Raw genomic sequence first — 13,085 nt, forward strand, 5'->3', positions numbered from 1 at the left:
GCCCTTCTAAATTAGATTTTCTACTACCTTTATTAATTGAACATAATCAATTGGATTTGACTTAGTTAATTCAATAATTTGGTCAATATCTTCTTGATGATAAGCTAATTTTGTTTGTTCTATACGTCTTTGTAAACGATATGCTTCTATTTTTATTTCTTCTTGACTAGCATGTAGACGAGTATATAAACTTAATTTTTCAATACGTTTCCCTGTTTTCATTAGATTTCTAGCATTACGATTAACCATTATTTCATTAACCATTCCCCAAAATGCCATTAAATCATCCATCACTTTTTGTAATTCAATCAATGGTGCTAAAGAAAGTAATGCTTTATCCATATCATAAATAGCAAGTTGAATATAAGATAATGTATCGCTCCCTATTTCTTCTCTTAATACAATCGCATTATCATATGCTCTAGTTAAATTACTAGCAATAGAATTAGTATCGGTTTGATCAAAACAATAACGTTTACAAAAATCTTCTGTAGAAGTATAAATATTTGGAATATCTAAATTCATACAAAACTCTTTATAATGATTAAAATCAGTATCAATCATTATATCATAACTATCTGAAAATAACTTTAATGTTTCATACACACGTTGTGTGTATCTTCCTAACCAAATTAATTGGTCTGAATGTTCTAACGAGATAATACCCATGTGTCCTTGAAACCTCCCCCTTGTGATGAATTAACAATAAATGAATTAGGATCTCTAGTAAAACGAGTTAATCCACTTTTCCATACCATTGGCTCTTCTGCCATTAAAACAAATGCTCGAAGATCCGCTTTTCTTTTAACAATAATACCATTATCCACAATATCCTCATCTAAAAAATCAATTACTTCTTGTGCAATAAACCTTCTAGGTTCTGCCTTCATTAAAGTAATAAAACTTTCTTTTTGATCAGGTGTCATTTTACTACCAAAGACAACACCATATCCTCCTGCTTCTGCTACATCCTTTAATACCAAATTATCAAAGTTTTCTAATACATAATCCATATCTTTTTGATAAAAAGGTAAATAAGTTGGCGCATTTTGTAAAATAGCCTTTTCATTTAAATAATATTCTATCATTTTAGGAACAAAATAATAAATTCCTTTATCATCTGCTACTCCATTACCTGGTGCATTTAAAATAGCTACATTTCCTTTTCTAAACACATCATACAAATGAGGTATTCCAATTAATGATTCTGGATTAAACGTCATAGGATCCAAATATTCATCTGAAATACGACGATAAACAGCCCCTACTTTTTGTTTATTCCCAGTATAATCAATAAAATATAAATAATCATTCTCTACCACCAATTCATTACCTGTTGCAAGTCTTGAACCAGTTTGTTCAGCAAGATAAGAATGTTCAAAATAAGCAGCATTATATCTACCTGGTGTTAAAATAATATTTAAACCCCCAGTATTAGAATAATCCATCGTTGCCTTTAACATCTTTGCATAATCACGGTTATCTTCAATTTGATTATCATGGAAAATACCAGGACATCCTCTTCTTGTTAACTTCCTAGCAATCATCGGATAAGATGCTCCTGAAGGAACTCGTAAATTATCTTCTAAAATATACCATTCTTTGTTTTTTCCTTGTACCAAATCAATTCCAGAAATATGACTATAAATACCTTTAGAAGGCATTACTTCTTCACACATTGGTAAATAACCACTACATGAATAAATAAAATCCTCTGGTATAATATTATCCTTCACAATTTGTTTTTCATGATAAATATCTTTAATAAATAAATTTAATGCTTTCACCCTTTGTTTTAATCCTGCCTCCAAAACATCAAATTCATCTTTTGGAATAATACGAGGAATTGTATCAAAAGGAAACAATTGTTCAACAAACGTATTGTTTTTATAAATACCAAACTTTACTCCATATCGGGCTAACAAATCATTAATAACCTCTTTTTTATTTAACAAGTCTTCATACAACATAAAATTTCCTCCCTTGATAATTTTTTATTATACTGACTGATTTTTAACAATGATAGCATATCAAATATACCATGTCAACGAACATCCAACAAATAAAAATATTACTTTTTCAAATAAAAAAATAAGTGAGGAAATTCCATCACTTATTCATGTCAATTTCATATTTAGCAAGGACACCATTTCCCCTAGGATGTCCGTGTTCTTCACTCTTTGTTAGGGCTACTACCCCTAATTCTTTAAATAAAACTCCATCAATCATTGCTTTTTCTTGAAATTCTTCAATTGTTGCAAAAAACTGATCATCTAAATAAAGTCCTTTATCTATTCTTTTTCCTTTTGCTACTTCATAACAATTCATCCCTACTCTATGTGTTTTTTCTTTGTATTCAAATGTTAAATTTTCTATCATTGTATCGTACATTCTATCTACTTCAAAAGCAGCAATAATCGCTTTTGCATCACAATATAGAGGGGCTTTTTTCTTAAAAAACATCTTTTTCTCCTTTTATTTTAATTTTTGTATGTATTTTTGATGTAATGCTTCTTGATAAGTAGCATACTTACATTGCTTTAAGGCATCACAAATAGGTAATAATTGATCATTTATGCATTTATCTAACATCTTTAATCTTTTTTCACTAATCATTTTCGATGATAAATGTTGATAATAATTATCCGTTTCATAGTTCCATAAAGAAATAGTTGGATATCTAGTTAATAATTTATCGGCAATCAATATTCCTTCAGGATCAAAATCACCTGCATAATAAATAGTTGCACTTGTTTTACTTAGAATATCTAACAATAAATATGCTGCTAAATTTAATTGCCCATAGGTACATATAAAAGCACAATCTTCCATATTATTTTGTTTTCCATGCAAACATAAATATCGAAACGTAGATGGATTTTCTAAAATATAAACTCGTTTAGGAACTATGATTTCTTTGATTTGACGAATATTATAAACTTGAATAATCCAAGGTTCATATAAGTCATACATTGCTTGCCATGCTAGATGAATATCTTCCATCTTTGCACTTAAATGACAAATCATAACAAAGTTAGATACATCATTAGAAATAAGACCAGCTTGATAATATAAAAAATCTTTTTTTATTATCTCATCCTCTTCATCAAAACCAAAGATATGTTCTAGAATGGAAATAAATAAATTTTGATATGCTAATCGATCTAAGAAATGAGGGTCTTTTAAATGATTTTCTAAAAATTCAATTAGTAATTGAGTCTTTTGTTGGAAAACAGGAAGAACATTTATTGCATTAAATAAAGAAATCAAAGTATCTTTATCTTCTTTCCATAGTTTAAAAATATTGATAAAACTAGTTGGTTGACTAACTACCTTTTCTATAAAAGAATATATTGGTTGATTTTCATACATATCCAATAAATCTTCTAGAAAAGATAAATAACTTTCTTTTTCTTGCTTTTTGTTTTGTTTTTTAAAATAGAAAGGTGATCCCTTATGTAATTCTAACATTTTTACAAAATCCATCTCTTCATAATTACTTTTATCCAATGCTTTTTTTACTTTGTTAAAAGATATCTTCCATTCACTACCACCAGGTAGTGTTACCTGTAATAGTGCTGCAATAGATTCCTTTTCATCATTTGATAAATCAACTAAAACAATAGAACCGCCTAAATATTCTAACTGTTCATATCTTTCTAACCATTTATCCAAAAAAACAGGAATACCTGGTTTAGAGCTAGCATATTGCAAAAACTGCTCTTCTATAGCCATGTGTCTAACATCCTTTTATTCGTACCATTCCACTTATATAAAACCATTGTTACAAATTTTGCATTTTCTGGTCGATATAAATCATAGATAGCCAGATTTTTAACTGCTGGATAATCACCCCAAAGAACTTGTGAGTTAATAATATAGTCGAAATCAAACTTAGCAATTAGCTCAAACATATTATTGATATTTTTTTCATCAATTCCTGCAAAAGCTTCATCTAAAGCAATTAAAACTGGAGAATCACTTCTAGCATTTTCAAACTTCGCTGCTACTGCAGAAAATAATGGAACATACATAGACATTGCTTTTTCCCCACCACTATAAGAATTAAATAAATTGTTTGTTAATTCTTTTTTGTTTTCACCTGTTTTTTGAGTCATTATTTTAAAATCAAACCACTGACGATAATCTATTGCATCCTGCATTAATTGATGAAAGCTAAGTAAATTCCCTGTTTGCATTTGTTGTTTTCTAGCTTCATCAATTTTTACTCTAAAATGATTGGATAGTTTTTGACGATCACTTGGTTTTAATAATTGTGGATCAGCTTGTAAAAGTGTAATTAATTCACGAGTATGCAATTGTTCTTGTCCATCTGATGTTCTTTTTTCCCATTTCAAACTCAATGAAAGTCCACTACTTGTATCCATTCCCCTCATGTAACGATTCATTTTTTCTACCCAATCTAAACTACTTTGAATATGTTTACGTATCTTTTGACTAACTGTATTCACTAAAATATCCTCAAATAAATTCTTATCTGATTCTAATAACAATACTTCTTCTAATTCCAAAGCCTCTAATTGATAATTTTTAAGTTTTTCTAAACTTACTTGTTGTCCTGCATACCTTGCTTTAATATCTATTCTTGTTTTTAAATCATCAACTCCATCGCATGGAAATATGGATAATAACAATAAATTATTTTCTTGTAATGCAACACGATGTTGGTTCATCATAGCTTGTACTTCTAAAGCTAAGTTTTCTGGATTTTTCCTTACTTCATAATTCGAATATTTTTCTTTCAAACATTTATCATAATCCACTTTTTTAGTATCTCTATCAAAAACATAAAATAATTCTAGTTCTTCATATAAAAAAGATTGATATAATTGTGTGTTTTCTTTTTTAGAAATAATTAATTTTTGATTATTATTTAATTGTTCTTGTGTTGTTTCTAAAGAAGTACGTAAACTACCAATATGAACATTCTCTTGAATAATTAAATCTTTAATTTCATGTAAACGTTTTGAAATTACTTCTAATCTTTCTTTTATATCTTCAAAACCAGCTTCTTTTAATAATTCATTCTTACTTATTAATTGTACTAAAATCGTATCTAAGTTATTTTGAGTTTGATAGATTTCTCCTTTTAATAACAATACATCTTCTTCTAGTTCTTCTAGAGATAGATGATAGTGTTGTTTTATTTCAAATTCGGAAACATATTTATTGTGTTGCACTTGAATTTCACGCACATTTTTTTGAATATCACGATATCCTTCTACTTGTTTGGTAAAGTTTTCTTTTGATGGATGCATTTGTAACATATTTCCAAGTTCTTTAATTTTATTTGATTTTTGTTTTAATAAAACATCCTCTTTTTCCACTAAAACACTTAATTCTTGTATTTGATTCATAATTACTTCCATTGTTTGGTTTACCTTATGAATACTCTCTACCACTAATTTCAAATCTTCTTCTAAAAGAAAACTATTTTTTTCATTTTGAAGAGCTTCAAAAATCAAATCAATATCCATTATTTGTTTTTCATTTTCTGTTATTTTATTTTCTAAATCTTCAATTTCTTGTGATAACATATTTATCTTAGTTTGACGATAGATTGTTCTTGCCTCATTGCCGATATAGATTGATTCTTCCTCTTTCGATAAAGTTCCTTCTAAGAATCCATAACGATAAGTTTGGTCATTCCATGTAATCTTTGCATGAAGTGGACATCGTAAAGCTAAATAATCATTCACTTGTTTTTCAATACTTTTTATATCATTTCCCGTTAAATAACAAGCACTTACATCTAATTGATCAACAAATATATAATTATCACTCATCCCATTAGGATTATTTACAATAACCTCTCGATCATCATTTCTAACAACTAGACTATACAATAATCCACTATTAAAAAATATTTCTTCGACTATTTTTTTTGTTGCATCTTCTACATCTTCTTTGAATTCAAATAACTCATAAAACATTTGATAAGAGATATTATTTTGTTTTAAATATTTCCTATTTGCAATTGATTTTTCTGTTAGTTTTGGTGTAATTGTAATCATATTTTGCCAATATTCAAGTTCATTATCTAATTTCAATAATGTTACCTTATATTGTTCTTGTTCTTTTTTTAATCTAGATTTATTTAAAAGATTATCTTGATAAGATTCTAAATAACAATCAGAAATCATTGTTAAAATATCACGATAATTATTTTCTTCTAAATAATCACATAAAATAGAAATAAGTAACTCTAATTTAGTTTGATCTAATTTTAGATATTTATTTTTGGCATTCCAATGATAAATATTTTCTTTATATTCTTCTATTTTTATTTCATATCTTTCCGTTGCTTGTTTTAATAAGTTTTCTTGTTCTTCTATTGAGTTTTTATAAGATTCTATTTGTTCTACTTTTTGGTCTAACTGTTTCTTTTCTAATTCATATTCTTGGAATAATTGCAAACCTGTTAATAGATGTCCTAAAATAGTATCCGTATTTGTAAAGAATTCTCCATACTCATAAGAATTAGTAAGATTCGTCATTAGATCTTGTTTTAATATTTCATAGTCCGTACTTCCAATTGTTTTTTGTGCTTGATTGCATTCTAAAAAAGATTCATGGATGGTACGATCTAATAAAGATAACTCATAGTTTTTCTGTTCTAATTTTTTTTCATTTTTACGATAAGTATCTTCTTTGTTTTCTAATGTTATTTGTTTTATTTGAATCGTTTGATTTTTTTCTTTTTTCTCTTTTTCTAATAATTGTACTTGATCGTATAATTGATTAATGTTGTCATTAGAAATAGTTGCTTCTTCTTGTTGTAAAACTAATTGTTCATCATTTAGTTGTTTTAGTAAATTAGTAGTACTGTCTAATTCTAATTGTTTTCGTTCTAATAATTTATTGTTTTCTTTTTCTAGTTTTTGAAATTGTTGTAAATCTTTGTTTTCTCGATTATATTTTTGATATTTGTCATATAACATATATTCATTATATTTATCAAAAACAAAAAGAATTGATTTACTACTATGTATTGCTGTTTTTAGCGTTTCTATATTATCATGATGGCTATCCATATTAGATATTGCTTCACTCATAGGACGTAACTCATCTTGTGATAATGGTTGCAATGAATCTCTTAGCATCTCATTAATAGCAGTTGGTTTTAATGTGTTGCTTAATTTTGGCATACGTAATTTCAAAATCAAGTCAATCGCCTCTTTGTAAATATCATTACTCGCAAATCCAAAAATACTTTGATTTACTCTTTCCATATATGCTTTTTGACCTTCTATATATTGTGAACCAAGGATGTTTCTTAACTGCAGTTTTGTAATTGCAAGTTTCCCATCATATAAGGAAATTTCTTTGTTAATGCGACGATTATCATCGATAACAAAATACCAAGAATCCAATGGTTTTCCTTTTCTTGCACGCATCCCCATACCGATTGTTTTATATATTTCACTATCTTCTCTTTTAAATTCTATATATAAATAACCAATTCGATCATCTCTACCTGATTGTTCATCTAACAAATAACTTTCTAGTTTTCTAGATTTACTTCCAAAGGCATCTAACCTTTCACTGCTTTTATTCCCATCTAACAACAAAGGAATAAAGCTTTGCATCGTAACTGATTTTCCACTACCATTGCTTCCTCTAAGCAACATATGTCCATGATCAAAATAAAATTCCTCATTTACATAAAACCAAAAATCAACTACCCCTAATTTATTCATATGCCATTTACTCATTACAATGCCTCCTTAAAATGATCCTACTATTTTTGCTACAATTGGAAAAATAACTACCATTTGTTCTTCTAATAAAATAAACCCTACGTTTTCTTGATATTCGATAACTTGTTTTGTTAAATTTTCAATTCCTACTATTTGATATTTTTTTGGTAATTTCTCAATATTTGTTTTCAATATTTTTTGTATTGCCAAATCATATTCTGTTTTTTGGATACTGACTATTTCATGTTCATTCTTTATCCATTTATTATTTTTTATTAATTTCCTAATGTTTTCATTTACAATTAAACATAAATCATTCATTGTCCCAACACCTGGAATTGTTTTCTTTAAAATAGCATCTTCATCTATTACTAGATAAGCACTTGATGAATGTACTTGCAAAGTACATGGAAATAACTTTTGGAAATCTTTTTCAATTTGATTTCGATAATTTCTAACATATTGAAAATCCTCTTCATCACTTGTACTATAACGATAAATACCCAATGATAATAACAACTTACGATACACTCTTTGTCTACGAACAATCCCTCGATTTTCTTCTATTCCTATCCATTGTCCATAAAGAAAGTCTTCTGATTTTTGATAATCCATGATATCTGTTGTAAAATGTCTCATAAAGTAACGTGAGTTTCCTGTATTTTCATATAATGCATTTGCTTTTTCATCTTTTAAAAAGCCTTCTTCATCTCCATCATTTAGAATTAGTAATCCATTTTTTAGAGCAAATTTGATAACATGAATAAATTGTCTTCTATTTTTATGAGTTTCCCAATCAATTTGATTATTTTGAAATTGAGTTTTGATGTATTCACTAATATCTAATAGTGCAAATTGTTCTTCTATTTCTTTATCTTCTAAATACATTAGAAGATAACAAAACATTTGATATTCTGTATTTGTTTGAAATTCTTGGATACCCATCCACCCTTCTCCTTTACCAGGAATTTTTTCTAATTTGATTAGATTTTGGGTGATTATTAAGTTATAACCTATTTTTTCATATACTTTTTGTCTTATTTCTTTGCTATCATCTTTTATTTGATAATACAGTTCGGTATTATCTTTTTTTAATACCCATCTTCTATTTAACAGTTCTTCAATTGTTTTCATTTAGAATCCTCTCCAAATATAATCTTAAAGCAAGGTGTAATAAAATCACCATCACTACATTTTAAAACACATTCCCCTTCTTTTTCTTTTTCTACTCGATAAATTAATCCAGAATCTGTTTTTGCTGTTTTCGATTTATTCGTAAGTGCTTTTGTTAGCCATGTTAAAATTATTTTTCGAGCTTCTTGACTAATTGGTGGTAAAGAAGATAAGTTTAATATATTTTCTTTTGTTAAGGTATCCATGATGTATTTTGTATGTTCCATTTGTTTTTCTAATTCTAATTTTTGCATTCTTCTTTCTAATTCAAAATCTTCTGGTGGTTTTCGATTGCTTTTTTCTTTTTGTACTCGAGTACGAACATCTAGATGTTGAAAATGTGCTGGTTCTTGGTAAACTCCACTATATATACTATCTGTTAGACGTTGACTAATGTTTTTTAAATGTGTCGTATGTTCACTACCAAAAACAGAAGCACTTAAAATATGACAATTGTTTATTGATTCTAGTTGTTCAAACATACTTGCTATTTTCCGATATTCTTCTTTTCTATTTGCTCCATGATGATGCATTTCTCCTATGCTTAGTGCATATCTAGTTATTTTACGTATAATTTCATTTGTAATATTTTGTAAACGAACTATTTCATTTTCATCATTTTCTCCTACAAACCAACGATAAATACTTTGCCACTTTAAGTGACATTGTTCCATTAGGTCTTCTTTTAAAGGAATAGCATCTAATCTAGGAATAGATAATTCATATGCAACAATTTGATGAAAGATTGTTTCTAATTGTTCTGGTTTTACTTTTAGTAAGCAATTTTCAATAATATACGAATACTCTTGCATTGTTTTCACAAAAGTACGTAAATAAGTAATTAATTTATCTTTAAATTCTAAAAACTCTCTTGATTTCATCATTTCTTCTGCTTTTACACTATTTAACATAGAAATATAATCTTGATAATCTCTATTTAATCTTATAAAATCATCATTCAAACTACTCCACCAGGCACTTACTTCTACATTTGTTTTTTTATCTAAATCATGTACTTGTAAGATTTGATTTTTTATACGTTCTAATAATGTTGGTGATAACGAAGCACCTTTTGTTTCTAAGTTTTCTAAAAGAATAGTCATACGTTCTATTTCTACACCATAAGGACTTAGTCTATAACGGTATTGACGGTTTTGAAATTCTTCTAAAGAAGCTGCTTTTGAGGTGTCTTGAACATATAAAAGATTTCCCCACTGAGCTAATTTTTGTAAATCACTCTGGCATTTCTCCATTGTATAATCTTCAAACAAATTAGTTTCTTTTACTATATTATATAGCTCTTCTCTATACATCCAGTATTGTAAATTTTCATACTGAGTATAAAAATAACGGACAATAATACGATATCGTTCCGTATTTTCTACATGTAAATAGGTTGTTTCTTCAATCGGTTTTAATAGTTTATCATTTATTTTCATGTTTTTCTCCTAATGCATTATATTCTAAATCAATGCATTCTTTTTGATTATTTCATTATCTACTTTACTAAATTATTTTGTAGTAATATCTAGATAAAATTCTTCCATTGTGTCTAAACATAAACAAGCTAATCGTTTCATTCCACAATCAATAGCAATATGATTATATTTTTTATAAATTTTATCTGGATTTGGATTGTCAAATATACATAATGTTGGTGTATGTCCCGTGATTAATATTTTATCTTTATAATACTCCATACCATAATCACAACGTTCCCACAATAATTGATCATAATCATATTCTGATATATCTTTCTCTCTAGTAAATTCTTTATGTCCTAAGGTATGAACTAATAAATAGGTTTGATTGTTAACAACTATTTTATCATACATTGGTAATTCATCTAAAAATTCAAGAATCATTTCTTTTTGTTCTTCATTTAATTTTTTAAAGTCATCTAATGTTGCTTTTCCGCCAATATGATTAATCCATTCAATAATCATTTCTAATGTTTCACCATCTAATGATTGAATAAATTCATCTGTTATTTCTTGTTTTAACACTTTTAAACATTCACAAGCTAATACATCATGATTACCACAAAGACAATAAACATTATCTCGATACATAAGATCAAAAAGTAATTTCATACTTTGATCCCCTCGATCAACATAATCTCCTAACAAAAATAAAATATCATTTTGTTGAAATGAAATTTCATCTAACATCATTAAAAAAGCATCATATCTTCCATGTAAATCACTCATTACATAAATCATTTCCTAGCCTCCATTCAAATATTTCATTCCTATTTATAACACTATAATTCCTTTTAAATACCTCTTTTAGATACTTTATTAATATCTTGTTATTCTCCAAAATATAACTAAGACTACAAGACAATAAAAATTCTTTTATCAACCATATTATACACTAAAAATAAAGATGTTACAAAATAACAGTAACTAAAAAAGTCGGGTTAACCCCAACTATAAATAATGATTTATAAAAAGAAAAAAAGATAGACGTAACTCTTACAAAGTGAAGTCTATCTTTTTATTAAAAGCAATACTTTCTTATGGTATTTAAGATTTTAGAATGGACCATTCATCTAAACGAAGATCACAGAAATAACGGACATTTCCAAATTCTAAATCATCTGGCACATCTACACGGGAAGTGTTTAAGAATATATAATTATAACTTGTAAATAATGGTAGTTTATACAATAACTCTTGTTCTAACTGCGTTATTTGATTTTGATATTCTATTTGTTCTTCTTGGTTTATGGTAGCACTATAGTCTGCTATTAATTCATCAAATACGCCATCTTCTCCCATTAATACAGCTAAATTTGTAGAAGTCATTAAATATTCATTATACCAATCCTCAATATTAAACGCTGATAATGCTTTAAATAACATATCATAGGTTGGTTCAACATATATCTCCCATCCTTCAAGCTGTCTTAATTCTGTTTGAATCCCGATTGCATTTAAGTACTCACATACTTTTTCTAGCATCACTCTTGTGGTACTATCTGTATGATAATAACCTATTTCATATACATAATCAAAGTCATAATTAGCTTCTTCTAATAGCTCAATAGCTTTTTCAGGATTATATTCATATACTATACTAGCGTTGGTATCCCCTGCATATACTAGCGAACCTGTTGAAAAATAATAATCACTAAATAATTCTTCAATATCAATCGCATAATTAATAGCTTGACGTACTTGAGCATCTTGAACTACCTCACTATTAGCCACGTTAAAGACAAAATAACGATAATAAGAAACATCTACTGCATACTCCGTATATTCCCTTAAACTACGATAACTAACTGTATCACTAATTATACTTGACTCAAAATAATCAATATCTCTACTTTCCCAATCCCAACAAACTAACACAGTTTCAATATCTGACATTTTACCAGTATAATAAACATTTTGAGATAACACTATATTCATATCTTCATCAAATCCCGTACTTACATACATCCCACTACAAACAGGATTATCATTTTGGAAAAACCAATGTTCATCCGTAAGAGTAGATAAATCTTCCTCTTTTAAGATATGTTCTGGTAAAACAACAAACTGTGTTAATATCATTGCAAAGTTATTATATCTCTCTTCTAATTGAAATGTAATCGTATTATCTTCACATGTAATCCCTATAATCGAATCACTATCTCCTGCTAGATATGCCTCTACTCCCTCTATTTTATTAAATGCCGTCGATAAACTAGCATTCACATCATCACACATTAAGAATGCTTCCACACTAAAAGCAACATCATTTACATCAATTATTTCTCCATCAGACCAATATTCATTTTCACTCATAGTAATAGAATAAGTCAACCCATCATCACTACAACTATAACTTAGTGCTAATCCATCATTAATCTCACTACAACTACTATCGGTTACAAATAAAGTTTGAAACAATAGAGCCCCTGTAAAAGATGCATTTTTCCAAGGACAACATAAGTCATATGTATCAGTAGGTTCCGTCGTAATTGCAGCCACTGTTAGAACATTACCTTCTATATATTCTTTAGAACTATAATGGATACAATAGAATACCATACCAACACCTAGAACCATAAATAAAATAACTAAAAATATATTTCTAGCATTTTTACTTAATTTTACTTGTTCTTCTTCAAACCCTGACATATCATTTGTTTCAAAAATCATATCATAGTCATTATGTTTCCTTCTGTCCATCATCTTC

General features: G+C 27.7%; 9 protein-coding genes. All 9 read right to left on the bottom strand.

Going from position 1 to position 13,085, the window contains the following annotated elements; genetic code table 11:
- Nucleotides 1-6: 6 nt before the first annotated feature.
- A complete protein-coding gene (locus LRR82_RS06125) occupies nucleotides 7-669 on the bottom strand; it encodes an alpha-E domain-containing protein (protein ID WP_249028554.1) in 663 nt (220 codons plus the stop codon).
- A complete protein-coding gene (locus tag LRR82_RS06130; protein WP_249028555.1) occupies nucleotides 651-1,970 on the bottom strand; it encodes a circularly permuted type 2 ATP-grasp protein in 1,320 nt (439 codons plus the stop codon). Before LRR82_RS06130 ends, LRR82_RS06125 begins: the two co-directional genes overlap by 19 nt.
- Before the next feature lie 139 nt (nucleotides 1,971-2,109).
- Complete coding sequence (locus LRR82_RS06135) at nucleotides 2,110-2,463, bottom strand: hypothetical protein (RefSeq protein WP_249028556.1); 354 nt, start codon at nucleotides 2,461-2,463, stop codon at nucleotides 2,110-2,112.
- Between the two features lie 12 nt (nucleotides 2,464-2,475).
- Nucleotides 2,476-3,735, bottom strand: a complete 1,260-nt coding sequence (locus LRR82_RS06140) for a TIGR02679 domain-containing protein (RefSeq protein ID WP_249028557.1) — start codon at nucleotides 3,733-3,735, stop codon at nucleotides 2,476-2,478.
- Nucleotides 3,726-7,736: a TIGR02680 family protein gene (locus tag LRR82_RS06145; protein ID WP_249028558.1), complete on the bottom strand. Its 4,011-nt coding sequence runs from the start codon at nucleotides 7,734-7,736 to the stop codon at nucleotides 3,726-3,728. The genes LRR82_RS06140 and LRR82_RS06145 overlap by 10 nt, the downstream gene beginning before the upstream one ends.
- A 12-nt stretch (nucleotides 7,737-7,748) precedes the next feature.
- Entirely contained in the window at nucleotides 7,749-8,855 is a 1,107-nt protein-coding gene (locus LRR82_RS06150) for a TIGR02678 family protein (protein ID WP_249028559.1), read from the bottom strand.
- A complete protein-coding gene (locus tag LRR82_RS06155) occupies nucleotides 8,852-10,333 on the bottom strand; it encodes a TIGR02677 family protein (RefSeq protein WP_249028560.1) in 1,482 nt (493 codons plus the stop codon). The genes LRR82_RS06150 and LRR82_RS06155 overlap by 4 nt, the downstream gene beginning before the upstream one ends.
- 72 nt (nucleotides 10,334-10,405) lie before the next feature.
- A complete protein-coding gene (locus LRR82_RS06160; protein ID WP_249028561.1) occupies nucleotides 10,406-11,116 on the bottom strand; it encodes a metallophosphoesterase in 711 nt (236 codons plus the stop codon).
- Between the two features lie 306 nt (nucleotides 11,117-11,422).
- On the bottom strand, nucleotides 11,423-13,081 hold the full coding sequence (locus LRR82_RS06165; RefSeq protein WP_249028562.1) for an ABC transporter substrate-binding protein: 1,659 nt from the start codon (nucleotides 13,079-13,081) through the stop codon (nucleotides 11,423-11,425).
- Between the last annotated feature and the right edge of the window lie 4 nt (nucleotides 13,082-13,085).

This window comes from Tannockella kyphosi (assembly GCF_021054785.1).
Lineage (GTDB): Bacteria > Bacillota_I > Bacilli_A > Erysipelotrichales > Coprobacillaceae > Tannockella > Tannockella kyphosi.

Bases quoted from the DNA above. Each gene is read 5' to 3' on its own strand.
- LRR82_RS06130 (WP_249028555.1), bottom strand. From the start codon at position 1,970: ATGTTGTATGAAGACTTGTTAAATAAAAAAGAGGTTATTAATGATTTG.
- LRR82_RS06150 (WP_249028559.1), bottom strand. From the start codon at position 8,855: ATGAAAACAATTGAAGAACTGTTAAATAGAAGATGGGTATTAAAAAAA.
- LRR82_RS06165 (WP_249028562.1), bottom strand. From the start codon at position 13,081: ATGATGGACAGAAGGAAACATAATGACTATGATATGATTTTTGAAACA.
- LRR82_RS06125 (WP_249028554.1), bottom strand. From the start codon at position 669: ATGGGTATTATCTCGTTAGAACATTCAGACCAATTAATTTGGTTAGGA.
- LRR82_RS06135 (WP_249028556.1), bottom strand. From the start codon at position 2,463: ATGTTTTTTAAGAAAAAAGCCCCTCTATATTGTGATGCAAAAGCGATT.
- LRR82_RS06145 (WP_249028558.1), bottom strand. From the start codon at position 7,736: ATGAGTAAATGGCATATGAATAAATTAGGGGTAGTTGATTTTTGGTTT.
- LRR82_RS06140 (WP_249028557.1), bottom strand. From the start codon at position 3,735: ATGGCTATAGAAGAGCAGTTTTTGCAATATGCTAGCTCTAAACCAGGT.
- LRR82_RS06155 (WP_249028560.1), bottom strand. From the start codon at position 10,333: ATGAAAATAAATGATAAACTATTAAAACCGATTGAAGAAACAACCTAT.
- LRR82_RS06160 (WP_249028561.1), bottom strand. From the start codon at position 11,116: ATGATTTATGTAATGAGTGATTTACATGGAAGATATGATGCTTTTTTA.